Consider the following 25,373-nt stretch of genomic DNA (forward strand, 5'->3'; position numbering starts at 1 on the left):
ACCAGGAAATACAGTTACCACCCGAGAGGAGATAAAACATGTTCACCCATGTCATGATCGGCAGCAACGACCTCGAACGGTCGAGAAATTTCTACGATGCCACCTTCGTCGCCCTTGGGGGCAAGCCCGGCGAGATGGATGCGAGAGGCCGGCTGATCTACGCCCATGAAGGAGGGCGGCTGATGATCACGAAACCGATCGACGGCAAGCCGGCGACCGCTGCCAACGGCGGAACGATCGGTATTGCGGCGACGACCCCCGACCATGTCCTGGCGTGGCATGCCGCCGGTGTCGCACATGGCGGCATGGCAATCGAGAGCCCGCCTACGGAACGGCCGAACGGCGCGTTCGTCGCATATCTTCGCGACCCTGACGGAAACAAGCTGACCGCACGGACGCATCCGATGAAATGAGGTAGCTGTGCGTAGGGCTCTGCTGAAAAAATTTTGGAGCCGTAAGATCAGAGAAAAATATTCCTTCTCTTGATTGCAAGCGGCTTTGAACAATCGCCCGGTAACGGTGAAGCGCGATTGCGGGCGGTAAAAAAGAGGGCTTCCTCGTCAAAAACACAGACCGTCTGGAATTCCATTCTACACCAAGAAATTTTTGCACCAGAGCCGGCCCCCGCAACCAAACTTTCCCCAATGCTTCCACCAGCGCCGGCCAGAAGTCATCATCCGCGATCGACTGGCTTCACCTACTCGTCGTGTCTCAAGTTGCGAATTCGGTCGAGAAGGACGGCAAGCACAATTGCCCCACCGATAAAGCTACCTTGCCAGAACGCGTTGATACCGAGCAAGCCAAGGCTGTTACGGATAATCTCTATGAGTGCGGCGCCGATCAACGCTCCAAACGCGGTGCCCACGCCGCCAGCCAGATTGGCTCCGCCAATAACCGCGGCGGCAATGACCTGAAGTTCCATCCCGGCGCCAATGTTGGTGGTGACAGCGCCGAGCCAGCCGGTTTGGATGATGCCGGCAACCCCCGCCGACAGGGCAGAAATCATATATACGATAACCTTGATCCGCGGCACGGGAACGCCCGTCAGTGTTGCGGCGTGCTCATTGCCGCCGATGGCAAAAACATAGCGGCCGAATTTGGTCCAGCGCAGCACGAAACCGGTAATGAGTGCCAGCACGACCATGTAAAGCACTGGATTGGCGATGCCGAAAACCCAAGCGCCGCCACCCAGCGCCAGTAGTTTGTCGTGATCAGGCCCGAACTGGAAAACGACAGTGTTGTTGGACGCAACCATCGCAAGGCTGCGCGCAATCGACAACATGCCGAGAGTGACGACGAAAGGTGGGAAGCCGAGATAGGCAATCAATATGCCGTTGAAAGCTCCGACCAGAAGAGCAGTACCGATTGAGGCGACGATGCCGACTTCAATGCTGTATCCCGCGTGCATGACGACCGCCAGCACCATGCTGCACAGGCAAAGCACGGAGCCAACGGACAAATCAATGCCGCCGGTGATGATGACCAACGTCATGCCCAGCGCGATAATGGCGACGAAAGTGACGTTGCGGGTGATGTTGTAGATGTTCTTCGCCGTCGCAAAAGAGTCCGTCGCCATCGACAGAAAAATGCAGGCGAGAATGACTGCAATCAGCACCCAGAATGTCTGGCCGCCCACGATCGTCGCAAGCCAGCTCCGTTGTTTCTGTCCGATCGTTTGGTCAAGTGTAATCGCCATCGTCGACCTTCTTCCTTCCTGTTGCAACGGATAGCATCGATCACACCTGTTCGATGGCGCCGGTGATCAGTCCTGTCACTTCCTCCGGCGAACTTGCTGCAATCTGCTTGTCGGCCACTTTTCTGCCTCGCCGCATCACGATCACGCGGTCGGCGACCGAAAAGACGTCGGGCATGCGGTGGCTGATCAGGACAACGACAATGCCCCGGTCCCGCAATTGGCGGATCAGATTCAGAACCTCAGCCACCTGGCGCACGGAAATGGCTGCTGTCGGCTCGTCCATCAATACGATTTTCGCTTCAGACAGCATCGTGCGGCCGATCGCTACCGCTTGCCGCTGGCCACCGGACATTTGCTTTACGAGATCGCGCGCCCGCGTCTCGGATTTGAGCTCGCGAAATATCTCGCCGGCGCGCTTGTACATGCTCTTGTGGTCGAGGATGCGAAGAGGCCATACGCCGCGGCGCAGTTCTCGTCCGAGGAACACGTTTGCTGCCGCCGTCAGATTGTTGCAGAGCGCCAAATCCTGGTGAACAATCTCAATGCCATGCTGGCGCGCTTCCTTTGGCCGATGTAACACGAGATCGGTGCCGTCGAGCCGCATGGTTCCATGGCTCGGTCGAAAGTTGCCGGCAATCATCTTCACCAATGTGGACTTGCCAGCGCCGTTGTCGCCCATCAAGCCGACAACCTGCCCCGCTTCGAGCGAAAACGAGACATCGTTGACTGCCTGGATGGCACCGAAATGTTTGGAAATATTGCTGAGCTCAAGAACCGCCACCAGCCTCCGGGCCTCCCACCCAAAACTTGCAGGCCATCCGTCGCTCCGAACCCTGCTTGTCTTCGACGCGAGGCTCCAGCGAATTCGCTTTTCCAATGTCCTCCGAGGAGAAGCGATCAGGAGCATTTACGCAAAACCCCGCGACAGCGTCAACTAATTGTCCGAGGTTTGGCCTTATTATCGCAAAATCAGTTTTGTCAGACAAATATCGTTTGACGAGAGTTGCGCCCGGATATTAGCTATCAATGGGAGAAAGAGCATGCTGATCCTTGTTACCGGTGCAACGGGCAAGGTCGGGCGGCGCTTTATTGCTGGGCTGCTTGACGATCCGAGATTTTCCAAAGCCCGTATCCGCGCGCTTTGTCATAATCGTTTGTGCGATGAGACCGACCGTGTCGACGTCATCCGCGGCTCGATCGCCGATCGCGATGTTGTGGTAGCGGCGCTGAATGACGTTACCCATGTCGTGCATCTCGCCACATGCAAGGAAACGCCGAGCGACATCATGGATGTCACGGTCAAAGGTCTCTTTTGGCTGCTTGAGGAGTTCCGTACGAACGTCACGGCACGCCAGTTCATCCTGATCGGCGGCGATGCGGGCGTGGGGCATTTCCACTATCGCCACGACGGCCCGATCACCGAGAGTACCCCCCATTGTGCTTATCCGGGTGGCTATGCGCTCTCCAAGGTTCTGGAAGAGGTCATGCTGGAGCAGTTCGGCATTCAGTACGGACTGAATGGCTGTTGTCTGCGCGCGCCCTGGATCATGGAGAAGGACGATTTCAAGTATTCGCTGTCTTTTGGAGACGACGTCTTTGGCGGTCCGGACTGGAAGATGCTCGTTCCGGAAGAAGCGGCGCGGCGCTATGCAGCAATAGGTACGGTGCCGCTGCTGCTCGATGCTGACGGACGTCCGCTGAAACGCAATTTCGTGCACGTCGATGACCTCGTATCGGCAATATTGGCAGCGATCGACAACCCCCGGGCGGAGCGGCAACTCTTCAACATCTGCATGGACAGACCTGTCGACTATGCTGAAGTCGCCGCCTATCTCCTGCGCACGCGCAATCTCGGCTCCATCGACATACCAAGCCGCTTCCATTCCAATTGGATGGACAACAGCAAGGCAAAATACCTGCTGGATTGGCGGCCAAACTACGATCTCGAGATGCTTATCGACTCGGCATGGCAATATGAGCGTTCGAAGGAGGAGCCTCGCATCGTCTGGTATCCGGGTTGATTTCGTGTGGCGGGCACGCGGTGTCCGTCTGTTTCAAGGGAGGAAACTATGAGGAAGGCATTACTACTTACAGCCGCAGTCTTAGCACTCACCGCCGGGCAGGCCTTGGCCAAGAAACAACTCGTCATCGTCGTCAAGGGCCTCGACAATCCGTTCTTCGAAGCAATCAATCAAGGTTGCCAGAAATGGAACAAAGAGAATCCCACGGCGGAATACGAGTGCTTCTACACCGGTCCGGCATCGACATCCGATGAAGCCGGCGAAGCGCAGATCGTTCAGGATATGTTGGGCAAGGCAGACACGGCTGCAATCGCAATTTCGCCGTCAAATGCAAAGCTCATCGCCCAAACCCTGAAGACCGCCAACCCGACGGTTCCGGTGATGACGCTCGATGCCGATCTTGCTGCCGAGGATGCAGCCTTGCGCAAGACCTATCTTGGCACGGACAATTATCTGATGGGCGCCCGCATCGGGGAGTACATCAAGAAGGCCAAGCCGAAGGGCGGTAAGATCTGCACGATCGAAGGCAATCCGGGAGCAGACAATATTCTACGCCGCGCACAAGGGATGCGCGACACGCTCACTGGCCAGAAAGGCTTGACCGCGCTGAAAGGCGAGGGTGGTTGGACTGAGGTTGCCGGCTGCCCGGTGTTCACGAATGACGACGGTGCCAAGGGTGTTCAGGCAATGACCGATATTCTCGCGGCCAATCCCGGCATGGACGCATTCGGCATTATGGGTGGCTGGCCATTGTTCGGTGCGCCGCAACCCTATCGCGATCTGTTCAAACCGATGGCCGAGAAGATCGCCAGCAACGATTTCGTCATTGGTGCGGCCGACACGATCGGCGACGAGGTTGCCATTGCGAAGGAAGGTCTGGTGACTGCGCTCGTCGGCCAGCGGCCATTCGAGATGGGCTACAAGGCACCTTCGGTGCTGATGGATCTGATTGCCGGCAAGCCGGTTAAAGATCCGGTCTTCACCGGGCTCGATGAGTGCACAAAGGATACAGTCGACACCTGCATTCAAAAGTAGGTTTACGGTTTGGCGCACCCGGTTCAAGGGTGCGCCGAATGTCCCTCACGAGACGCATCGAGTGTGAATCGGCTCCGAAGGTGGCCCCCTTGGGGATGGAGCCCAACATATTGATCCCATTACGCAATTGCGCGCCAAAGCGGGATTCCGGCCGGCTCGGGGATAACCCACTTAATTTCTTGATTTTCACTACGTTTCCAAATGGTTGTCGATGATGTCAACGGGGTGAGGGTTCGGAGCCGATTCACAGTCACGACATTTCAAATCAGGCTAAGACAGGTCGGAAATTTCGCGCCAACATTCACTTTTGATGGCGCGTCAAGGCCGACATGGCCTATAGGAGCTGCCAACACCAAGGCTTGGCCCTGGTCCCGTCCCCGCCGCTCCAAGTCCCGATACCTTGCGAGCACCAGGGATACCATCGCGCACCTTGTTCGCCTGCAGGAAGAAACAGTGACTAGAACCGAGAGCTTACCGTCCGACATCTATGCCATTGCCGACGTCCATGGACGCGCCGATCTTCTTGAGGCCATGCTTGGATACATCGCGGCTGCCTCGAATGATCAGCAATCCAAGCCGGTCGTGATCTTCCTAGGCGATCTGATCGACCGCGGCCCAGATAGTCCAAAGGTACTCGATCAGGTTTGTTCGACACTCGACCTTTATCCGGGTTCTCGACTAATCCTTGGCAACCATGATTTTTACCTGCGTGAGCTCCTTCGTGGCGCTCTCACCTATGAGGACGCCGTCAACTGGATGGACTGGGGAGGCGTCGCAACGATGAGCGCATATTCCAATCGCCCGGTGCCGGATTTCGAGAACATCGCCGCGGAAATTCGCCGCGTCTTCCCACACCATGTGGACTTGCTAGAAAACGCGCTGACATTCAAGGAGATCGGGCGCTTCTGCTTTGTTCACGCTGGAATACGTCCTGGTGTTCAGCTTGCAAATCAAAGCGAATACGACTTGCGTTGGATCAGGGCGGGCTTCCTCGACCATATGGATGTGTTTGACCATGTCGTTTTGCACGGTCACACGATCACGAAGTCGCTGCGACCCGAAGTCTACTTGAATCGCATAGCTTTGGATACCGGAGCATATCGGACTAGCCGGCTGAGCGCCGCCGTAATCAGGCGCGATGAGCTTTCACACTTCGTGTGCACCGAACTAACCGAGGCCGGTATCGTCCAGGCCGGCGAGTGGCGACCCGACTAATCGCCAGGAGAAGGAGATCGGGTTTCAATGGTTTCCATAGCAGGATGTTACGCCACAAAATCTCAGATAAGTCGTAAGGCTATTTAGATCATAAAGGCGTCTCGGCCCTGGCCCGTTTTGCCCGTGTACTTCGCCGTGATATCGACGCCGTCTGTAACGCCATCGACCTGCCCTGGAGCAACGGTCAGGCAGAAGGCCGGATCAACCGACTGAAGACGATCAAGCGCGCAATGTGCGGCAGGGCGGGACCAGAGCTTCTTAGGGCGCGGATGATGCCAATCAAATTGACTCATCTCCACACAAATTGAGGAAGACCCCGATTAAATGCGAAACGACACGCAATGCGTGAAACCGGCAAGTTACTTATATTTCTCGATGATGAAATCATAAAGAAAATGCTGCGCTTACGCGATGCTCAAATTCTCGGTGGCGAAGATCCTGTCGCTTAGTCGAACAACGAGCCGACCGAGGTTCTCGATCAAGAGATCTATGACTTTCTGGCGACAACGCCTCGGTGATTGGTGCAATTAAATCGCTAACCGCTGGGGTAAGTTCAATCCACGTGAAAGAGCCTTACCCCCCACGTTTTTCCCGCTCCCCCGGATGCTAATGCCTCCGGGAGCGCGGCAGTAATCACTTGCTGCAGCAGCTTTGAGCTGGTTTGCCCCCGGCCTGTTGAACACGGTTGTCGACGCTATGTCCATTGTCCCCCGTCGGTAGGTTCATGGCGATGTTGCCGGCGAAGAAGCCATTTGGCTTCAGGGTGAAGCCGGCGTATTCCACCGGCATGATCGGGAAATCCTCGGGTTTGCAGACATGCGTGTGACCGAAGGAATGCCATAGCACTAGGTCTGCGTTCTCGATGGGGCGGTTCTGCTTGACGTAGGCCGGCAGGCCATCGCCACCCGCATGGACATTGGGATAGTCGCCGCTCGCATATTTCTCCTTTTCGTCGAAAGCGGTGACCCAAACATGCTTCTTGGCGAAGCCGCCGCGTTGAGCGACCGTCGATTCTGGCTGAGCCAGCATCACGGGCGAGGGCATAGCGACAAGCTTGTACCCGGGCGCCTTGCCGACGCTGTTGGTCACGTTCGGATTTTGCACCTTCCAATATCGACCCGTTTCGCCATTGGCCACTGACGGTGAATCGAGTTCGCTTTTCAGCACCCGGCTCTTGGTATCGAAGACGTTTCCGTAGGGATTGTCCTCGCCCCAGGGGCGCGGCACGAAGTCGTGTTCCGTCACCGTGTTGCCGCCGCCATCGACGTCCATGTGCAGGCGGACGTTAAAGAAGTGCTGGTGCGTCGGCCCACCGAGATTGTCGTCGACCATGCCGCCCCAGCGATAGGTCTCGCCATCGGCGACGGCCGCCGTCTGGATGATGCCGGTCAGCTTCGCTTCCAGCTGTATCGTGCCGTCCTGGTAGAGATACCAGTAGAAGCCGTAGTCGTAATTGCCGACGGTGGCGAAGAAGGAGATAACGAGACGGCGCGAGCGGCGCACTTCGAAGATGCCGTTGCGGAATTCGTAGTGCTTCCAAAGGATGCCGTAGTCTTCCTCGTGCATGCAGATGGCGTTCTTCATGACAAATGGCTGGCCGAAATCGTCGGCCGCCGGCACGTCGAAATAGTGGATCTGGCCGAGGCAGTCGCAGCCGAGTTCCAGGCAGTTTGCCAGGCGCCCCAGGCCATATTCGCCGGCGTCGAATGCGCTCTTCCAGTAATGGTTGGCGGTCGGATCGGCATAGGGCACGACCATTTCGGTGACGCTGGCGCGGAAGATCACCGGCCGCTTCCGGCCCTGGTCGTCGATGCCCAGCTCGTAGATCACCAGGCCCTCGCGCGGCGTGAAGCCGATGCGGAAGCTCCAGCCCTGCCATTCCACCTTCCAGCCGTCGACCGAGAAGCTCGTGCCTTTCGGCTGGACGATATGCAGAGGCTTCAGGTCAGGCCGCGTTTCGGGAAAGGATTCGCGACCGTAGTTCCGCTTTTTCTTCGGCACCGGAATGATCTTCTCGTCATCGTGAAGATCGACCACCTTGTTGGCGGTCAGATCGACGACCGCAACGACACCTTCAACCGGGTGGGCATAGCCATTGTCGCGGACATCACCGCGCCAGTAGGAAACGGCGCGCACGATGCGTTTGCCCTTCTCGAAGTCGTGGCCGAAATAGCCTGACGAGAACGGATCGATCTGGATGAGTGGTATGTCTTCATCGGTAATCCCGCGTTTCTTGACCGCGGCGATCCAGCGAGGATCGGATTTCACCGTTCCCTCGACCGTCTCGAATTCGCAAAGCATGACCGGCGGTTGGCCATAGGGCATTTCATTGAGCGGCAGGCGGACATAGGAGGCAACTTCGCCCTTGCTCAGATCGACGATACCCTCGAAGGTCTCGCCGTTGCTAATGTCCATTGCGAGGAGGAAGGCGCGGCGCGGGAGATAGCCGCCCTGGCGATGGGCAGCCAGATCCGCCTTGGTCGGCTCTTCGAGCCGGATGATTGGAAATCGGACGGTTGATGGGAGGGACTTTGCATCCTTGAGGATGGCAACCGCAGCCCCAATTTCTGCAAGGCTCAGCGGGTCGAGTGGATGGGTGAGCGCGACGACGGCGTCCATGGGTTTGCCTTTCAAATCTTGAGACGTCGGGGCGGCGGAAGGCGCGCGCCCCATATTCTGGGTGTGTCAGCCCGCCGAGCGGCCTGAGCAGATGTCGCTTTCCACCATTCGGTCACCGTGGACACAGAAGATCGAGCAGAAAGCGTGCGTCTTGATGCCAACGGCAAGCGTCGCGACAACGAGGAGGGCGAGGGTCAGCAGGAGAAGCCGATCCGAAAGCGCCAGCTGGCTGGTGGTGGTCATTCGAACACCTTTCCGAGCGAGGCGTAGAGAACCGGCTGAGATTTCTTGACCCGTACCGCAAAGATGGCGCCGAGAATGCCGACGACGACCATGGCGTAAGGGAATGCCTTGACAATCAGGCTGTCACTACCCGAGAGAAGCGAGAGGTTGGCGGTGACGAGTACCAGGGATCCGAGCAGTGCGACCAGCCCGGTGACCGGGGCGATGATGGTGGTCCAGATCCCATGGCTGGTGGGCGTCTTCCTGAAGAACATGATGATCGCCACCGAGACAAGCACCTGGACGAGCAGGATGCCAATACCCGCTAGTGCGGCCATCCAGGAGAAGACCACGGTATAGGGGTCGGCACCAAAGGCGACGAACAGGCCCAATATCACGGCCGCAGCCACGCTTTGAATAAGGCCGGCGACATAAGGCGAGCCGTGCTTGGGGTGAACCTTACCCAACGCTCTGACGGCTAAGCCCTCGCGCCCAAGTGCGAAGAAGTAGCGGTTGAGCGTGTTGTGGAAGGATAGAATGCAGGCAAACAGGCTGGTGATCAGCAGCACGTTCATCACCTGGCTGGCCCAGGCTCCGAGAACGGAATTGGCAGCGTTGAAATAGAAGCTGTCTAGGCCAGCATTGGCCACGGCTTGAACCTTGCTCGGACCGTAGAACTGGACGATAGCCCAGGTCGAGAATGCGTAGAACAGCGTGATCAGCGTCACGGCAACATAGGTTGCCCGCGGAATGGTCTTCTCCGGATTTTCGGCTTCCTCGCCGAAAATTGCGGTCGCTTCAAAGCCGATGAAGGAGCCGATCACGAAGACCAGTGCCACGCCGAGACCAGGGCCAAATACCGCGGATGGGGCGAACGACGAGAGGTTCATGCCTTCCGGTCCGCCGCCGGTAAACACGATCCCCACGTCGAGCAGCAAAAGGATGGCGATCTCGGCAATCATGCAGACGCCGAGAATAGCGCCGGAAAATGCGATATTTCGCTGGCCGCAGATCAGGACCACGACCAGAGCCGCAAATGACCATGCCCACCAGGGCAGTGCAAGCCCGAGCGGAGCGATCGCGCCGGCCATGAAGAAGCCGAACAAACCATAGATGGCGATCTGCACGGCGCTATAGGTCACTAGCGCCATGAACGCGCCGCCCACGCCGGCGGGCTTTCCGATCCCATGCGTGATATAGGTGTAGAATGCCCCGGCACCGCCGACATGCCGGCTCATCGCGGTAAAGCCGACGGAAAAGATCAGGTAGAGCAGCCCGGCCAGCACGAAGGCGCCGGGGACGCCTGCGCCGTTGCCAAAGGCGAATGCTGCGGGCGACGCGCCGACGACAGCGGTCAGCGGCGCTGCGGCTGCTACCACGAAAAAGACGATGTGGGCGAGCCCCACGGAATTCTTGGCCAGGCGGTCCGGCTGTGTGGGTGCCGGGATGCTTGCTTCCAGTGTCATTGAAGAACCCCTTGCTTCTTTATCATTTGAAGGGAGGCTACGTGCTGGCTTCTGGCACTGAAATTGCAAGTTACGCCAATGAATCGATAGTTTGCGCCACACCAACAGCCACGGATACTCGAAATGGCAACTGCACCGCATTTAGTCAGCAAGATGCCGCCTTTTGCCTCAATTCGCGCCTCCGTGCTGATCCCTTTGGTGCAGGAAATTGACAGGAAATCCGGAAAAACCGACCTTCTGCTGGCGTCGCACGGTATTCTACGGTCGCAACTGGCCGATCCCTATGCAGTTCTGCCAATGGCGCGGTACATCGCGCTATTTGAAGACGCGGCAATCATCACCGGCGAGCCCTCATTCGGTGCCAGAATGGGTGTGGGCTTCGAGCCCGCCGACATCGGGCCAATCGGCATGCTCTTCGCCCTGTCGCCAACCATTCGTTCAGCTTTCGAGCGCCTGTCGCGGTATGTCAATGCAGTTCAGGGAGCCACCAGTTCAGGTGTTTTCGAGGAGGATGGCGACTTCGTCTGGAGCTACCGTATCGACGATCCATCCATGTGGCCGCGGCGGCAGGACAGCGAGTTCACGATTGCCGCATCATGCCAGCTCGTGCGCGCATGCTTCCGCCGTGGCTGGCGGCCGATCCAGATTCACCTTGAACATCAGGCGCCTCGAGACACCACCTCCCTTGCACGGATCTATGGTGCGTCGATACTGTTCGGGCAGTCCAGCAATCGCATCATCATGTCCAGAGCGGAGGCCGATCGCGTTCATCGTACGGAGGACAAAAGCCTGATCGAGATCCTGCTGCGGCACATCACCGATCTGCTCGACCGGCCCAGATCGGAGGCGGTCTTAAGCGAGAAGGTCCGGGCTCTGATAGGAATCTATCTCGGTCATAGGCCGATCACTGTAAAGGCCTTTGCAGACGAACTGCAGATGTCGCCCCGCAGCCTGCAGCGGAAGTTAGCCGAGGAAGGGAACTCCTTGCGAGTCCTGGTCCGCGATTATCGGCAGGCTCTTATTTCCCTTCACTCGGATGGCAGGAACGGTTGCTCGATGAGCGAACTGGCAAGCATGGCGGGCTATGCAGATAACACCGTATTATGGCGTGCGAGACGAAATTGGAACTCGTCTAGTGGCTAACCTCTCGCAAGCTGATCTGGTAATGTTGTTACCCACCCAACGACGTCAGAATGATTTTCGGTTCGATATGTAGTTGTTATGTAGGGGTAATTTATAACATGTCTTTAGTTCAGATGGGTGAAGAGCAAATGCACATCCTGTGCCGTTCTCAGCGATAGCAGTCATTCGCGGAGTATATGGCGTCGTCACGAATCTCACGACATCCATATGTTAAGCTCGCATGCTCAATAATGGTGCCGTCGTTTGGCAGTTAAACGTGAGAATGCGTTCGTTGCGATAGCTTATGGCACTTAATTTGAGATTCTAAGCACGCTTTTCTCGTTAGTCATTCTGAGGTAATCCACTGTAAAGATTACAATATTTGTCAATGTCATCTGCTTAAGCTGAAAGGTTTTTCAATCTGCTAAATATCAAATTAGGTGCCAAATCACGAGCACCAATCTCAAGCGACTTTAGCCACTTCATCTGACGGCGGAAGTCCTCCGGGTGCACAGTCAAGCCGCGAAAGGGACTGCCGCGTTTCGCAGGAACGTCAATTTGATGATGCTTGAAAATGGGAATAGGCATTTCGGTCATTCTCGTGATTGCTCGGGGAGCAGGCACGATGGCGCGCAGCCGCCTTCGCATATCTTGCGATCTTCGTTCGATATATCGGACGTAAGATTTCGTGCCGGCATTTGCTGAGCCACGTCTTGTCTTGCTTCAGCGTGCTGCCACCCAGACAGGCAGAAATCTCCTGAACTCCACTTGGCACAACGGATTTAGGCACGACTGCAGTCATCCACGCCATTTGAAGGAACACATCAACGGGACGGTCAATTCGTTCGCTCGCTTTCAGCAGCTTGATGGCAGCGTCGCGGCTAATAAGCTGGGCAACCATGCCGAGTCCTGGGCATATTGGTTCGATTAACGAGGTGCTTTCCGCTCTGGCAATCAAGCGACCATACTCTCGACCGTCCCGGACAGGGAAGCGAATGAAGTCCCCTTGCTTCAAGCTCGCAAGCGCGAGCGTAAGGCTAGCGCTGAAATGTTCGTCAACGGCAGCATCGTCCTCAAGGATCAGTGCAGCATCGAGGTTGTCGTTCACGATGGTCTGCCAGGCTGTCCGATGTGACAAAAAGCAGGCGACTTCGTTGTCGGAAAGCGTGAACGGATAGAATGGGCGATACAGATATGGCCGATAAAATCGGCATCGTTCCTGTTCGGATATAAGTCTGCCATCAACAGCATCGACTATCGCCGAAGGAAACGGGAGGACGGATGAGAGGACTTCGACCTGGGCTCGTCGCTTTTCGGCGCGGGCCAAGTGGATCGTGAGGGCTTTTATATTCATGTTGTTCATACGCCCATTGTGGAATCGAGGGAGGTGGCATTGCCTGTCGCTCGGCTCGATCGGTCGAAATTCTCGTGTTTCACGGTTTTTCTTTCGCTATCGGTTCATGGTTTCGAGGCTCCACACGAGCATGCTCTTGTGGGGGGCGCAGAGACTGGGATGTAGGATCGTGGAAGCAGCCTGTTCATCATCCAACGGGGCGGCGAAACGGTTATGCTTATTTATTTGACCTCCAGCTCCCACTTTGCTCAAGGCTCGGCCAATCGTCTCAATGTCGCGTCTCATGAACACTGACGAAGCCAGCTTGTGAGTTGACGGGAGTCAATCCGGAAAACTGCACGATCGTTCGGTCATCGATATCGTCGATCTGAACGACGGCTATGGAAAGGGCGACGCCGCAAAGCATTGCGACGAAGCAAATTGCCGGCAATAGACGGAACAGCATCATTGATTCCCAGTGGTTGGTTAGTCAGAACTCGAACGGCACCAATTCTGCGCTCGACCGGGCGGGAGTTTTTCGAGACCGCGATTGAATTTAAAGCGGACGAGGGTGGAGGTTGGGTGGAGAAACCGTCGATGATCTGTGATCAGGGACGAAGCTTTGCTCGTCTTCACATGTGTGCGTCGCTCGACGAGATCCGCATTTCTTTAAGTTAACGACCGTTCATCCAAACCACGGACCATGGTCAATGTCCCTGCTCCGGCGGCGTGAAGTGCGATGAAGATGGCGAGGGAGAAGATGGTCGATACCATCTTGACCCCGCACTTCACACTGCAGACAGCCAAGTTAAACTCAGCGATCTACAGTATCGTCTCAGCGGTGCCGGCCGCATCAAGGAGACGCCTCGGGGGCGGGCTGAATGGTTTCATCCGCGCTGTGGTTCTCGGCCGGCCGTTTCGTTCTCATCAGCCTCAGCACCAGGACGAAGAAGGCTGGAACGAAGAAGATAGCGAGGATCGTTCCCGAGATCATTCCCCCCAGAACGCCAGTTCCTATTGCGTTCTGGCTCGCCGCGCTGGGGCCGGTTGCGATCGCTAGTGGCAGCACGCCAAGCGTGAAGGCGAGGGAGGTCATGATGATCGGCCGGAAGCGGACGCGTGCGGCCTCGACGGCGGATTCCAGCAGCGACTTGCCTTGAGCGTAGTAATCCCTTGCGAACTCGATAATCAGAATGGCGTTCTTCGCCGACAGGCCGATGATCGCAATCAGGCCTACCTTGAAATAGATGTCGTTCGGCAAGCCGCGTAAGGACATGGCAAGAACGCAGCCACCGATGCCGAGGGGCACCACCAGCATGACGGACAAGGGGATAGACCAGCTTTCGTAAAGACCCGCCAGCAGCAGGAAGACGAAGAGGATGGAAAGGCCGAACAGGATCGGAGCCTGTGAGCCCGAAGCGACTTCCTCGAGAGACTGACCGGACCATTCGAAGCCGAATCCTTCGGGAAGCGTCGCCGCCAGACGTTCCATCTCCTTGATGGCTGCACCCGATGACTGCCCGTGCGCGGCTTCACCGGTAATGCGCATGGCGGGATAGCCGTTATAGGCGACGATTTGCGGAGCGCCTTTCTGCCAGCGAGCGATAGCGAAAGACGACAGCGGCACCATGCCCCCGCTTGAATTGCGGACGTTGAGCTTCATCAGGTCTTCGGACTGCATGCGGCTGCGTCCTTCGGCCTGAACGATCACGCGCTGCATCCGGCCCGCATTCGGGTAGTCGTTGATGTAGGACGATCCGAGATTGGCGCTGATCGCGTTGTTTATATCGGCGAACGAGACGCCGAAGGCATTGGCCTTGTCACGGTCGATGACGAGCACGACCTGTGCCGCCTCTGCCATTCCTTCAGTTCGGACATTGGTCACCACACTGCTGGCAGCGGCGCTGCTCATCAGTTGATCGCTCGCAGCCTTCAGGGCTTGCTGGCCCTTTCCGGCCCGATCTTGAAGCCGGAATGAGAAGCCGTTGGTCGTCCCGAAGCCGTCAATGGCCGGCGGCGAGAGCGCAAAGGACGTTGCATCCTTCATCGCGAACAGCTTCTTGTTGACGCGGTCGGCGATCTCCTGGGCGCTATTGCCGTCACCGCGTTCGCTCCAATCTTTGAGCGTCACGAATGCGATGGCCGCATTGGGGCCGCTTCCGGAAAAGCTGTATCCCTGGATCGTGAAAATGTTCGCCACCGCCGGCTCCTGCCTGAAGATCGCCTCAACCTGTTTCAGCGAAGCGACCGTCCGATTGGCGCTGGCTTCTGCCGGCCCCTGCACGTCGGCAATCAGCGTGCCCTGGTCTTCGTCCGGAACGAATGCCGTCGGAAGATTGATGAACAGGTAGCCGACGCCGGCGAACAGCGCGAGATAGATAACCATCATGCGCAGCGAGCGCCGCGCCGCGCCTGCAACCGATGCCGAATAGGCTGACGTCAGTTGCTCGAATTTGCGATTGAACCAGCCGCCGGGGCCTTTCTTCTCGTGATGGTTCGCGGAGACGGGCCTGAGGAAGGTGGCGCAAAGGGCCGGCGTCAGCGACAGGGCCAGGAAGGCTGAGAAGATGATCGAGACCACCATTGTCAGGCTGAACTGCCGATAGATGACGCCGGTGGCGCCAGGGAAGAAGGCCATGGGCACGAAGACGCAGGACAGGACGAGGGTGATGCCAAGGATCGCCCCGGTGATCTGCCCCATCGCTTTCTGGGTTGCCGCCTTCGGTGGCAGTCCGTCCTCCACCATGATGCGTTCGACGTTCTCGACCACGACGATGGCGTCGTCGACGAGAATGCCGATCGCGAGCACCATGGCAAACATGGTCAGCACGTTAATGGAGAAGCCGGTGGCATACATCACCGCGCATGTCCCGAGCAGCGCGACCGGCACGACCAGGGTCGGTATGACCGTGTAGCGGAAATTCTGGAGGAAGACGAACATGACGATGAAGACGAGGACCATCGCCTCGATCAGGGTGTGAACGACTTTTTCAATGGAGGCCGTGACGAACGGGCTCGTGTCGTAGGGAATGGAATACTTCACGGACTGAGGGAAGAACCGCGACAGTTCGTCCATCTTCGCCTTGACGGCATTCGACACCGCGACGGCGTTGCCCGTCGTGGAGAGCTGGATCGCGAGGCTGGCGCTCGGCTGTCCGTTCAGGCGCGTTGCGAAAGAGTAGGCTTCGGCTCCGTTTTCGATGCGGGCAATATCGCGAAGCCTCACGGTCGAACCATCGGCGTTTGCCCTCAGGATCACGTCGCCAAAGGCTTCGGGGCTGGAAAGCTGACCCTGAACGATGACGCTGGCCGTGATGTCCTGAGAAACGGGATTGGGCGAAGCACCGATCTGCCCGGCCGCGACCTGGGCGTTCTGTGCCGTGATGGCGGCGTTGACATCCTCAGTGGTGAGCTTGAACCCGACCATCTTGTTGGGGTCGATCCAGATGCGGAGCGCGCGCTGGGAGGCGAAGAGCTGCGCACGGCCGACGCCCGGCAAGCGACGAAGCTCACCGAGGATGTTGCGGTTGATGTAGTCGCCAAGCGCGATCTCATCCATTGTCCCGTCCGTTGACGTCAGGGCCGCGATCAGGAGGAAGCCTGAGCCTGCCTCGTCGACCTGTATGCCCTGCGTCCTCACGGTCGCGGGGAGACGGGCCTCGACCCGGCGGATGGCGTTCTGTACGTCAACGGTGGCCTTGGCGATATCGGTGCCGGTCGCGAAGGTGGCGTTGATGCCCACCGATCCCGAGTTGTCGGATGTGGACTCGAAATACTGCAGCCCCGCGACGCCATTCAGTTCCTCCTCGATCTGTCGCGTGACGCCCTGATAGATCTCCTGCGGCGAGGCGCCGGGGTATGAGGTCGAGATCGAAATTTGCGGCGGAGCGACGTTCGGATACTGGGCGACCGGCAGAAACGGGATCGCGATGATGCCTGCAATCATGATGAAGAGGGCGAAAACCCATGCTAGGACGGGGCGCCTGATGAAGAACTGTGCCATTCGATACCTAGTTTGCCGCCTGTTGGCGGGCCTGTTCGTTTTGTGTGGCAACCAATGGTTCGGCCACGACCTTGCTGCCGGGCTGGACCTTGTGAACGCCATCGACGACGACCGTCTCGCCATTGTTCAGCCCCGAGTCGACGCTCCATTCGGCATCGAACACCTGGCCGAGGACGACGTCGCGGGCTTCGGCTTTGTCGTCTGCGCCTATGACGAAGACCTGCGGCTTGCCTTCCGCGGTCCGGATGACGGCGCGTTGCGGAATGGTGATCCCGTCTTTGCGGATCGCCTGCTCGATACGCACGCGGACATACATTCCGGGCAGCAGGTTGCCGCCTGCGTTTGGGAACTCCGCCCTCAACGTGACTTGGCCTGTGTTGGGGTCGACGCCAGCATTCGAGAAGAGAAGCTTGCCAGGTGAGGGATAGACATCGCCGCCGTCGAAGACCAGTTCGACGCGCGCCTGACCGGAGCCGGGGCTTTCCAACTTGCCTTCGGCAACCGCTCGTTTCAGCGCCATGAGGTCCTGTGCCGACTGGGTAAAGTCGGCGTAGACCGGATTGATCTGCTGGATCAGCGCCAGATTGGAGGTGCCGTCGGCGGTAACCAGCGAGCCCTCCGTCACAAGAGCCGCTCCGATGATCCCCGTGATTGGTGCGCGGACCTCGGTGTATTCGAGGTTGATCGTTGCTTCTTCGAGCGCTGCTTCCGCCAGAGCCACGTCCGCGTCGGCCTGCGCCAGATTAACGCTCGCCGTGTCGAAATCGACGGCTGTCGCGACGTTCCGCTGGCGAAGCGCGCGCTGCCGTTCCAGTTGCTGACGGGCGTTTGCCTGCGTCGCCTTTGCGCGCTGCAGGGAAGCCTCGGCGCTTTGAACCCTCACCCTGAAGAGGCGGGGATCGATGCGGTAGAGGACGTCGCCCTGCTTCACGAGACTGCCCTGCTCGAAGACCCGTTCCTGAAGGATTCCCGAGACGCGGGCCCGCACTTCGGACAGGCGTGTGGCAGCGATACGGCCCGGAAGCTCGCTCCTGACGGGAATCTCATGGGCGGTCAACTTGATAACACCGACCGTGGGCATCGGCGCTTCGCTGTTTTCCTGAGCGCGAGCAACGTCGACCATCGAGGCAAGGAGGAGGCAAGCGAGGAGATAGGCCCTCGGGCGAATTGGTCTAAGGGTGGTCCGCATTGATGCTCTATTTCCTAGTTGCCGCTTTCGCGGCGAGATCGAATAAGGAGGGGAAACGCATGGAGTCTTCGAAGGTCTGGCTCGGATTCGGCCCATGCTCGTTGTCCTTGGCGATATGACTGCAGATTGTTGCGCTTCCGTTTGCTATGTGTGGAGGTTGTGTGGAGGCGAGCGAATGAATATTGACTGTCGGGCCGGCTCAGCCTTTGGTGAAAGAAGGGGGTGCATATGGAAAATGCTCTTATTCTGATCATCGAGGACGAGCCGGAGATCTCCGATATTCTGGAGCGCTATTTCGAGCGCGAAGGATTCCGGATTCTGACGGCATCCGATGGCGAGATTGGCCTTGCCCATCATCAGCGGCTCAGGCCGGATCTCGTGGTCCTCGACGTCAAGCTGCCGAAAGTCGACGGCCATGCTGTCCTTGCGACGATCCGCCAACGCGGAGACACGCCGGTCATGATGGTGACGGCTCTCGCGGACGACTTCGACAAGCTTCACGGCTTGCGCGCGGGCGCGGACGATTATGTCGGCAAGCCCTTCAACCCGGCCGAGGTCGTCGCACGGGCAAGGGCGATCCTCAGGCGTGCCACGGGAAGCGGGCTTTCAAACAAGGTCCTGCGCGTCGGCAGGCTTTCGGTCGACCCGATTGCCCATGTGGCCTATGTCGATGTTGAGGATCGCCGCGTTGCGCTTCCCTTGACCCTCACCGAGTTTCGCATTCTCGAATACCTGGCGGGCTCTCCCAACCGGGCTTTCGAACGAGGCGAGATCGTCGACGCTTGTCTTCCCGAGGGAGACGCCCTCGATCGGACGGTCGACAGCCATATGAGCAAGCTCCGCAAAAAGCTTGAGGTGGCGGGCATCGGCAATCTTCTCAACGGCGTACGAGGGGTAGGTTACCGCCTTGGCGAGTTCAGTTAAAAACAGTCTCAACCGGCAGATCATCTGGTCGACCACGATCGTCGCATTCGTCTCTCTTTCGGTGATGTTTTTCGGCTTCCTGATCTATGGTTGGGTCTGGGAATGGCTTTTTCCCGACCCTGGTGTTTCAGAAGATTTGGCTCCGACTGATTTCGTGGTTCTGGCCATCAATGTCGCTATCGGCCAAGCCGTGGGGGCCTATGTCGGGTGGCGGCTCGCCCGGCGGCTGGTTAAACCGCTCGTCGCGGTGACGCGGGCGGCCCGCACCATTGCCGAAGGTGACTTCAGCGGCCGTGCCACCGGAGAGGGAACATTCGGTGAAGCGGACCACCTGATCGAGGATTTCAACCAGATGGCGGAGAAGTTGCAGAAAGCCGAAAAGGAGCTGCAGTATTCGAACTCCGCAATCGCTCATGAGTTGCGCACACCTCTCACGATTCTCCGTGGACGCATGCAGGGTCTGGCTGAAGGAGTATATGAACCCAGCCAGGATGTCTTCCGAGGACTGATAGGGCACATCGATGCCCTGACCCGGATTGTTGATGATCTGAAGACACTCTCGCTGATGAATGCCGGACGGATGGAGTTGGATTACTCGACGTTCGATCTGGCGGCGGAGGTTGCCGACGTCATAGCGTCAGCGACACCAACGCTCGCCAATTGCAAGATCGATGTCGAGACCAGCCTTGAGCGCGTCATCCTCAACGCGGATCGGGCTCGTATCCGTCAAGCTCTTCTGGCGTTGATGGACAATGTCGGGCGCTATGCTCCCGGGTCGAAGCTGGAAGCGGTGGTGAAAGCGGCGGGCGACATATGCCTGGTATCGATTTCCGACAACGGTCCTGGAATGACGGGCATGGAGCGCGAATATGCCTTCGAGCGCTTCTGGAGGGCCGACGAGGCCCGAACAAGAAGAACCGGTGGATCGGGTCTTGGACTATCGGTGGTCGAAGCGATCGCCGAAGCGCATGGCGGTCGAGCCACTATCGAGTGCCACGAAGGCGGCGGCACGAAAGTTACCGTCGCGATCCCACTCGGTTGATGCCTGGTATGGTTACGATTGTTGTCATCGTACTTTCCCACACAAAAATCACCCTTATGTAAGCCGCTGTCGGGGAACGGTTGACGTGTCAGTCTCCAGCGTTGCGATTGCTTACCAACATATGCATCGGGCCGCCGCGATGTCGTGGGAAACCGTAACCCGACACCATTACGACATCGAAATCCTCCGCACGTTCGGCGTTCCTTCGCACAGCATCGCCTTTCCCTCGTATTGCATCACCGCGAGGATGCGCTGAATGATGTCATCGCTCGAAAATTACTGCTTTAAGTTGCGACACAACTAGTATCTTTACGACCAGGTATAATCTTTTCAAATCTGAACATCCCGCTATCGCCGAAAGGCATGGCGTCCTCTGGCTTATCCGGATCTGGATTGTGGGAATTGTAATATTCGACAATCCTGAAGCCACATTTATTAACGTAAAAATGAATGTTGCGCTTCTCAAAATAAGGTGTGTGCGTTGTCCACGTCTGCGTTTCGGGATATCGGCGTTCGATCGCTTTCCAAGCCTTATGACCGATTCCCCGCCCATGTTGCTCAGGAGAAATGTAGAAGAGATCGAGCGAATTATCGTGCGTTCTCTCATTTATGCTGAGGACAGCGCCGCCCACCCATATTCCCTCAGCGAGGATACGGAGAATGACGGCACCCGGCGCTCGGAATGAGGCTTCGATGTCCTCATCGGAGGGGATCGGACTGTCGAGCGAGCCAAACTCGTCTATTACAGCGCGTGCGAACGCCTCCTGCAATGATATCTTGAAATGCTGCAGATCTGAATCGCTTGCAACAGCTAGCGTCACGTCGTTTACCGCTTCATTCATATTGCTATTCTTTTATTTTCTCATGTTTGGGCAAGGCGAATTTTTAGCCAAGCCTCGCTCCCGGCTTCATAACTTCCTGTGTGAAGAATTCGTAGACCTATCGTCAGCCTTTCACTCTCTGGACAGAGCATCGACCGGATCGAGATGCGCGGCGTTACGAGCTGGTAAAAATCCAAACACCAAGCCGATAAGAAAGGCCACAACGCAGGATCCCATTATTTCCCGTATCGAAATGATCATCGGCATGTCGCCATTTGGATTGCCAAGAGCGGAAGCGCCGCCTATCGCCACAAGCCCGAGAATGGAGGCGATGGCTAGAGCTTTTCTCCTGGCAGTTACTCGTTTCATTTTCCGTTATATCTCCGTGAGGTAAGTGTTGCTGAAAAGTCATTTGCAAATGCTTGATTGCAGGCGACTCAGCCGCATGACGAAATCTTGGCGTTTGTCGTATGGCGCAGCGCGCGAATGGGCTCTGGCTCGAGCGCCATTCTCACCAATCAGGATCCCAACCAGGCGGAGGCGCATCGGCTTCCCAATCGAAATCGCCCCAGCTGTCCATGTCGCGATAAAAGTCATAGTCTGTATAGTGACCGGACCAGTACGTGTTGATATCGAACGAAACCGTCGGCACGATAGGTTCCTGCGCTTGGTGCGCATAGACAGGCACTCGAATCCGCCGCGCATCGTAGTCGACATCAATATAGGCAGCAGATACCCAGCCCCGGCGCCCATGGGCCTCCACATCGCACCATCGGTACCCGTTCGTGCAGCCGAAGACTTGCAAGGATACGCCCTCCGGCAAAATGCCAATTGAGGGATAATGAGTGCTGGGGCCGGCACGCATATTGATTTGCGCCGCCGAATACGTGCCCGCTAGTGCAGGTTGACTACTTAGAAAAGCTACGCCGACAAACGTGGCCGCAAGAATGAATGTTTGTTGCATCGAAGACCTAGTGTCGGTTTGTATGGTCAGACAGTTTGGCCACAGGATTGCACGCGCCAAACAGCGTCATTGAACGCCCAAATAAGCCCCTTTTGATGTAGATCCTGTGGAGGATATGTGCATATTCGGTGGTTTGCAGCCCTGATCGCAACGCAGAAATGCCTTCTGAATTTACTCTGAAATGACGAGCGAAAGGAGCGGTAAAGCGGAAGACAGGCCCCGCTCGGATGACTACTGTCCTTCGGTAAAACCCGATCGCGCGTTTGCTACTGACAAAACCTAGCGGACATCTCATCGGGCGGACCAAATACCACGAGGTTACTGGCTTCTGAGTTGATCGTGGCCTGCCACCGCGCTTGATAAAAATCAAAGTGACAGCAGAGAATATACAGCCTTAAGGCGTGCTCTATTCACTCGGGCCATGAGCAACGCACAGACAATTGTCAGTTTGAGAGCGGGACACGGAGCGCGCAATAAGTTATCAAAGGCCGCTTAATGATGGACGCCCCGGAGCGTAGCATATCGTACTTGTTGCCGCCTTCAAGAGATCTACTGCTCGCGGACCCACTCGCCTTCGGCTACGATCCACGATCGGAACGGGCACCAACTATCGTCTCGAGTGTCTAAATTGGTCGCTCAGCGCTTGACACGCAGACCCTTGGCATTCTCAATGCACGACTGAATAACGAGAAGCGGATTGTTCAATCAGGGCGATAAGGCATTTTACACCAACGACCGTGCCGAACGGTTGGAGGGTTGGTTGTCGGCAACTACATGCTCGGCGCGCATTCCACGGATTTTGGCGGTCATGTGGGAAGTTGATATTGCTGCCGCATAACCTTTGCGTCTAGGTGTTGGTTCGCACCTTGGTCCCAATTGCAGAGAGCCCGGACAGGCATACACGATGCCTCATGTTGACCGCTGCCGATCCTTCATCACAGCGCCCGTCGAAATCCTTCACTCCACGACGGCGAGACATTGAGGAACGACAGGCTGATCCGGGATCCGAGGAGCTTGAAAAGGATAATGCAGCAAAGCACTGCGACTAGGCATAGCAAAAGTGTAGAGGGAGAAACGCTTCTCACCGTTTTCTCCCACCGCGAGCAGCCTGCTGACGATTTCGCATATGCCGCGGTCTCTTTCGTGCAGCACTCTGCCCACTGCGTTGTGGAAATTTCTCCTCTTAGATCCTCTGGCATCCACCAGTCCGTCCTTAGCCCGAGCGCCCGGCGTCCGTCATTGGTGAGTACATAGCGAGCACCGCTGTCCCAGCCGGCACTGTCGTCCCTAATCAGATGTAGATCGAGCGCCTGCGCGACGATCCTTCCCGTTGCAATATCTAGTACATCAAAATCATGAATCTCAAAGACGCCTTCACGAAGGATGATCTCCAGGAGCTTTATCAGATCGAGTTCACTCTGTTTTTCCATTCTCTCGCCCAATGTTTGATCCTGCGTAAGTCGAATGAAAGTCATTACTTACGATAGCAATAGATCACCGCAGTGTTGAGATCGTGTGGATGTCGTGTTGAGAATGCGCGTAACGGCCGCTTGACCTTTGCAAGAGGATGAAGAAACGGCTGGGCCGGGAGATCTTTCTCTGCATCACGAGCCGTTGGTTCGTGTCGTCAGCCACGGCGGATATCAAAAGCGCACTACCGTTGCATTCTCCCCAGTACCTTGTCGGTGACTGAGCTGCTTGCCATCAACATCGACAATCAATCAACGGCGAGTTCGCCTCTTCATTGATCCTGCGCAAGGTCTCCACGAGACCTACACAAACGCCGACTATGTATCCGGCAGAAAGGTCGTTGCCTTGCCTCGATCTTAGCCGGGGCTTGCCGATTCGTAGGAACAGTTCTTTCCCTATTTTCGGGACAATTATGGGCCTTGGCCCGGATGGATTCTTTTGCAGGTGGCAGTGACTGGGTTCCGGGGCGACTCTTATAAACGAAATTGAACTTGTGTCGGTAGAGAAAGGCGTCGCCCAAACGTGAAAGTCAGGTTCAGCGTCGAACGAGGACTTTTTGCGAGCGTGCTGACGATGCAGTCGCGATGAATAGCATCGGAGATTTACGTCGAGTCTTGCCGCACTCTTCCGGGCGGTGCCGCAGCCGTCGAATGCATGGAGCCGGCCATGTCGTGCGCCGACAACAAAGCGGCCATGGTTGCGGGATGGGTTGTGTAGTGATGGCCTTATGACGAATGAAGAAAATAGCATCAAGTGCCGCTCGCGCGGAATGGATCACACAAGCAACGTCGATTGGTCAGGCCCCGCACGAAGGTCCTGCTGGGTTTTCTTGTCCGTGGCTGGCTTGGTCCTGACATTGTCGGCCTGTCAGTCATCGGACCTCGCGTTGGAGGTAACGCCTCCGCCGTTGCCCCAGGTCTATGACGGAGTGCCTCACAAAGCCTCGCCATCCAGGCTGAGCACTTCGTCGTGGTGGGACGGCTTCCATGACAAGACGCTTTCGTCACTCATTTCGCGCGCCGAAAACATGAACTTGACGATCGCCCTGGCAGGCCAAAACCTGACGGCAGCCAGGGCCCTGGCGCATTCTGCTATGGCGGCCTATCACCCGGATGCATCCTTGTCCGGCCTTGCCAATGCATCAACCGGCTCGCGAATCAAAGATGACTTTACCCGGCGGCCCGTGCAGCTCAATGTAGAGGCGAGTTGGGAAATTCCCCTCTTCGGTCAGGACCGGCAAACGCAAGCCACGGCGGACCTCGCGGTTGCAATGGCCGCCCAAGATGTCGCCGCGGCCAGAGTGGCCGTGACGGCTGAGATCGCCGGCGACTACGTGCATCTGCGCGCGCTTCAGAAGCGTCGCTTTGACACGGCCGAACTTATTAGTCTTTTGGAGCGCAGCTCAAAGCTCGCTGGCGTGAAGGAACAGGCCGGGCTGGCGACATCAATCGAAAACGAATCGCAGAGGGCCGGCCTCGACACGGCCAAATCCACCCTGTTGGCTCTGGACAATGATATCGCCAGCACACGTCAACAGATCGCCACTCTCTTGGGAAGCGCCAACCCGGATCCTGCTCTTCTCACGGCCGAACCACAACCCGTTGCGACTGTAGGCATGGCGGAAGGTCGCCCGGCCGATCTCCTGCGCTCGCGGCCAGACGTTCTGCGAGCCGAATTCGCAGTGGCGCAGGCCGGCGCGCAGGTCGGTCTCGCCAAGAGCGATCTCTATCCGAAACTGCGCCTATCCGGCACCATTGGAATCGGCCCCCCAGCGTCGAGTTCGCTTCTGGGCGTCTTAGGCGGCCCTTCGCTACAATTGCCGATTTTCGACTACGGTCGACGCAAAGACGTTGTTGCAGCGCGTGAAGCCGAGTTTCGCCAGACAGTGCTTGCCTATAGGCAGGTCGTGCTTCTCGCCTATGAGGAATCCTCACAGGCGCTGCGCGAGCTCAATGCCGCGCGCGCAAATACAGCTCTATTGCAGTCGCGGTTGCAACGGGTTTCAAAGCTCAAAGCCAGCACCGACATCCTCGTGCGGGAGGGACTGGCGGACACGTCGAAGTCATTTGAAGGAGCCATCAATCTTTTGGAACTGCGCTCGTCTCTGACCCAGAGTATTGAAAACGAGGCCCGCGCCGCGATCGCCTTCTATAAGGCGACCCGCGGTGTGCAGCCCCTCGCACCCACCGAAGATGTGAAGCGTCCCTCCACGGCGGAAGGGCGAAAGTAAT

General features: G+C 57.3%; 20 protein-coding genes and 2 pseudogenes. 9 read left to right on the top strand and 13 right to left on the bottom strand.

Going from position 1 to position 25,373, the window contains the following annotated elements; all coding sequences use genetic code 11:
• Window positions 1–38: 38 nt before the first annotated feature.
• Complete coding sequence (locus FHT29_RS28920; RefSeq protein ID WP_037198331.1) at window positions 39–413, top strand: VOC family protein; 375 nt, start codon at window positions 39–41, stop codon at window positions 411–413.
• Between the two features lie 284 nt (window positions 414–697).
• On the opposite strand, the gene FHT29_RS28925 is transcribed toward FHT29_RS28920, so the two are convergent.
• Together FHT29_RS28925 and FHT29_RS28930 are read right to left on the bottom strand one after the other, a co-directional pair.
• Window positions 698–1,696, bottom strand: a complete 999-nt coding sequence (locus FHT29_RS28925) for an ABC transporter permease (RefSeq protein WP_037198332.1) — start codon at window positions 1,694–1,696, stop codon at window positions 698–700.
• Between the two features lie 40 nt (window positions 1,697–1,736).
• Window positions 1,737–2,477 (bottom strand): ATP-binding cassette domain-containing protein, encoded by a 741-nt coding sequence (locus FHT29_RS28930; protein ID WP_037198334.1) that lies wholly within the window; start codon window positions 2,475–2,477, stop codon window positions 1,737–1,739.
• A 259-nt stretch (window positions 2,478–2,736) separates the two neighbouring features.
• On the opposite strand from FHT29_RS28930, the gene FHT29_RS28935 reads away from it, so the two are divergent.
• The 4 genes and pseudogenes from FHT29_RS28935 to FHT29_RS28950 all read left to right on the top strand — a co-directional run.
• Entirely contained in the window at window positions 2,737–3,717 is a 981-nt protein-coding gene (locus tag FHT29_RS28935) for an NAD(P)-dependent oxidoreductase (protein ID WP_037198335.1), read from the top strand.
• A 48-nt stretch (window positions 3,718–3,765) separates the two neighbouring features.
• Complete coding sequence (locus FHT29_RS28940) at window positions 3,766–4,752, top strand: substrate-binding domain-containing protein (protein WP_047558164.1); 987 nt, start codon at window positions 3,766–3,768, stop codon at window positions 4,750–4,752.
• Window positions 4,753–5,205: 453 nt separating this feature from the next.
• A complete protein-coding gene (locus FHT29_RS28945; protein WP_047558462.1) occupies window positions 5,206–5,967 on the top strand; it encodes a metallophosphoesterase in 762 nt (253 codons plus the stop codon).
• A 98-nt stretch (window positions 5,968–6,065) separates the two neighbouring features.
• Window positions 6,066–6,275, top strand: a pseudogene (locus FHT29_RS28950) (transposase); the annotation flags it as partial.
• 325 nt (window positions 6,276–6,600) lie between these two features.
• On the opposite strand, the gene FHT29_RS28955 reads toward FHT29_RS28950, so the two are convergent.
• From FHT29_RS28955 to FHT29_RS28965, 3 genes are all read right to left on the bottom strand, one after another.
• Complete coding sequence (locus FHT29_RS28955; RefSeq protein WP_047558167.1) at window positions 6,601–8,586, bottom strand: primary-amine oxidase; 1,986 nt, start codon at window positions 8,584–8,586, stop codon at window positions 6,601–6,603.
• 66 nt (window positions 8,587–8,652) lie between these two features.
• On the bottom strand, window positions 8,653–8,829 hold the full coding sequence (locus FHT29_RS28960) for a hypothetical protein (RefSeq protein ID WP_168598326.1): 177 nt from the start codon (window positions 8,827–8,829) through the stop codon (window positions 8,653–8,655).
• Entirely contained in the window at window positions 8,826–10,274 is a 1,449-nt protein-coding gene (locus FHT29_RS28965) for an APC family permease (protein ID WP_047558168.1), read from the bottom strand. Before FHT29_RS28965 ends, FHT29_RS28960 begins: the two co-directional genes overlap by 4 nt.
• Before the next feature lie 123 nt (window positions 10,275–10,397).
• On the opposite strand from FHT29_RS28965, the gene FHT29_RS28970 reads away from it, so the two are divergent.
• Window positions 10,398–11,417: an AraC family transcriptional regulator gene (locus FHT29_RS28970; RefSeq protein WP_037198343.1), complete on the top strand. Its 1,020-nt coding sequence runs from the start codon at window positions 10,398–10,400 to the stop codon at window positions 11,415–11,417.
• 444 nt (window positions 11,418–11,861) lie between these two features.
• On the opposite strand, the pseudogene FHT29_RS34775 reads toward FHT29_RS28970, so the two are convergent.
• The 4 genes and pseudogenes from FHT29_RS34775 to FHT29_RS28990 form a co-directional block, all read right to left on the bottom strand.
• A pseudogene (locus tag FHT29_RS34775) lies at window positions 11,862–11,984 on the bottom strand (polysaccharide deacetylase family protein); the annotation flags it as partial.
• The gene (locus FHT29_RS28980; RefSeq protein ID WP_080760571.1) at window positions 11,950–12,759 is read right to left on the bottom strand and encodes a glycosyltransferase family 25 protein; all 810 of its coding nucleotides are present in this window, start codon (window positions 12,757–12,759) and stop codon (window positions 11,950–11,952) included. The pseudogene FHT29_RS34775 and the gene FHT29_RS28980, both read right to left, overlap by 35 nt.
• A gap of 823 nt (window positions 12,760–13,582) precedes the next feature.
• A complete protein-coding gene (locus FHT29_RS28985; protein ID WP_168600716.1) occupies window positions 13,583–16,732 on the bottom strand; it encodes an efflux RND transporter permease subunit in 3,150 nt (1,049 codons plus the stop codon).
• A 7-nt stretch (window positions 16,733–16,739) separates the two neighbouring features.
• Window positions 16,740–17,921 carry an efflux RND transporter periplasmic adaptor subunit gene (locus FHT29_RS28990; protein WP_080760572.1) on the bottom strand — a complete coding sequence of 394 codons (1,182 nt, stop codon included), beginning with the start codon at window positions 17,919–17,921 and terminating at the stop codon, window positions 16,740–16,742.
• Window positions 17,922–18,149: 228 nt separating this feature from the next.
• Here FHT29_RS28990 and FHT29_RS28995 point away from each other — a divergent pair, with 228 nt between their 5' ends.
• Together FHT29_RS28995 and FHT29_RS29000 are read left to right on the top strand one after the other, a co-directional pair.
• Window positions 18,150–18,845, top strand: coding sequence for a response regulator (locus FHT29_RS28995; RefSeq protein ID WP_047558175.1), 696 nt, complete (start codon window positions 18,150–18,152; stop codon window positions 18,843–18,845).
• Entirely contained in the window at window positions 18,829–19,887 is a 1,059-nt protein-coding gene (locus FHT29_RS29000) for a HAMP domain-containing sensor histidine kinase (RefSeq protein ID WP_168600717.1), read from the top strand. The genes FHT29_RS28995 and FHT29_RS29000 overlap by 17 nt, the downstream gene beginning before the upstream one ends.
• Window positions 19,888–20,171: 284 nt before the next feature.
• Here the strand turns inward: FHT29_RS29000 and FHT29_RS29005 are convergent, their stop codons facing one another.
• From FHT29_RS29005 to FHT29_RS29020, 4 genes are all read right to left on the bottom strand, one after another.
• Window positions 20,172–20,729 carry a GNAT family N-acetyltransferase gene (locus tag FHT29_RS29005; RefSeq protein ID WP_047558178.1) on the bottom strand — a complete coding sequence of 186 codons (558 nt, stop codon included), beginning with the start codon at window positions 20,727–20,729 and terminating at the stop codon, window positions 20,172–20,174.
• Window positions 20,730–20,840: 111 nt separating this feature from the next.
• The gene (locus tag FHT29_RS29010; protein ID WP_168600718.1) at window positions 20,841–21,077 is read right to left on the bottom strand and encodes an ABC transporter permease; all 237 of its coding nucleotides are present in this window, start codon (window positions 21,075–21,077) and stop codon (window positions 20,841–20,843) included.
• A 142-nt stretch (window positions 21,078–21,219) separates the two neighbouring features.
• Window positions 21,220–21,672, bottom strand: coding sequence for an SH3 domain-containing protein (locus tag FHT29_RS29015; protein ID WP_168600719.1), 453 nt, complete (start codon window positions 21,670–21,672; stop codon window positions 21,220–21,222).
• A gap of 935 nt (window positions 21,673–22,607) precedes the next feature.
• A complete protein-coding gene (locus tag FHT29_RS29020) occupies window positions 22,608–23,102 on the bottom strand; it encodes a hypothetical protein (protein ID WP_168600720.1) in 495 nt (164 codons plus the stop codon).
• Window positions 23,103–23,977: 875 nt separating this feature from the next.
• On the opposite strand from FHT29_RS29020, the gene FHT29_RS29025 reads away from it, so the two are divergent.
• A complete protein-coding gene (locus FHT29_RS29025; protein WP_348644910.1) occupies window positions 23,978–25,372 on the top strand; it encodes a TolC family protein in 1,395 nt (464 codons plus the stop codon).
• The last annotated feature ends 1 nt before the right edge of the window (window position 25,373 follow it).

The organism is Rhizobium sp. SG741 (assembly GCF_012275435.1).
GTDB lineage: Bacteria > Pseudomonadota > Alphaproteobacteria > Rhizobiales > Rhizobiaceae > Rhizobium > Rhizobium lusitanum.

What these genes read in the sequence shown, in the direction of transcription:
- FHT29_RS28920 (WP_037198331.1), top strand. Translation starts at nt 39, where the DNA reads ATGTTCACCCATGTCATGATCGGCAGCAACGACCTCGAACGGTCGAGA.
- FHT29_RS28925 (WP_037198332.1), bottom strand. Translation starts at nt 1,696, where the DNA reads ATGGCGATTACACTTGACCAAACGATCGGACAGAAACAACGGAGCTGG.
- FHT29_RS28935 (WP_037198335.1), top strand. Translation starts at nt 2,737, where the DNA reads ATGCTGATCCTTGTTACCGGTGCAACGGGCAAGGTCGGGCGGCGCTTT.
- FHT29_RS28940 (WP_047558164.1), top strand. Translation starts at nt 3,766, where the DNA reads ATGAGGAAGGCATTACTACTTACAGCCGCAGTCTTAGCACTCACCGCC.
- FHT29_RS28955 (WP_047558167.1), bottom strand. Translation starts at nt 8,586, where the DNA reads ATGGACGCCGTCGTCGCGCTCACCCATCCACTCGACCCGCTGAGCCTT.
- FHT29_RS28960 (WP_168598326.1), bottom strand. Translation starts at nt 8,829, where the DNA reads ATGACCACCACCAGCCAGCTGGCGCTTTCGGATCGGCTTCTCCTGCTG.
- FHT29_RS28965 (WP_047558168.1), bottom strand. Translation starts at nt 10,274, where the DNA reads ATGACACTGGAAGCAAGCATCCCGGCACCCACACAGCCGGACCGCCTG.
- FHT29_RS28970 (WP_037198343.1), top strand. Translation starts at nt 10,398, where the DNA reads ATGGCAACTGCACCGCATTTAGTCAGCAAGATGCCGCCTTTTGCCTCA.
- FHT29_RS28980 (WP_080760571.1), bottom strand. Translation starts at nt 12,759, where the DNA reads ATGAACAACATGAATATAAAAGCCCTCACGATCCACTTGGCCCGCGCC.
- FHT29_RS28985 (WP_168600716.1), bottom strand. Translation starts at nt 16,732, where the DNA reads ATGGCACAGTTCTTCATCAGGCGCCCCGTCCTAGCATGGGTTTTCGCC.
- FHT29_RS28990 (WP_080760572.1), bottom strand. Translation starts at nt 17,921, where the DNA reads ATGCGGACCACCCTTAGACCAATTCGCCCGAGGGCCTATCTCCTCGCT.
- FHT29_RS28995 (WP_047558175.1), top strand. Translation starts at nt 18,150, where the DNA reads ATGGAAAATGCTCTTATTCTGATCATCGAGGACGAGCCGGAGATCTCC.
- FHT29_RS29005 (WP_047558178.1), bottom strand. Translation starts at nt 20,729, where the DNA reads ATGAATGAAGCGGTAAACGACGTGACGCTAGCTGTTGCAAGCGATTCA.
- FHT29_RS29010 (WP_168600718.1), bottom strand. Translation starts at nt 21,077, where the DNA reads ATGAAACGAGTAACTGCCAGGAGAAAAGCTCTAGCCATCGCCTCCATT.
- FHT29_RS29015 (WP_168600719.1), bottom strand. Translation starts at nt 21,672, where the DNA reads ATGCAACAAACATTCATTCTTGCGGCCACGTTTGTCGGCGTAGCTTTT.
- FHT29_RS29020 (WP_168600720.1), bottom strand. Translation starts at nt 23,102, where the DNA reads ATGGAAAAACAGAGTGAACTCGATCTGATAAAGCTCCTGGAGATCATC.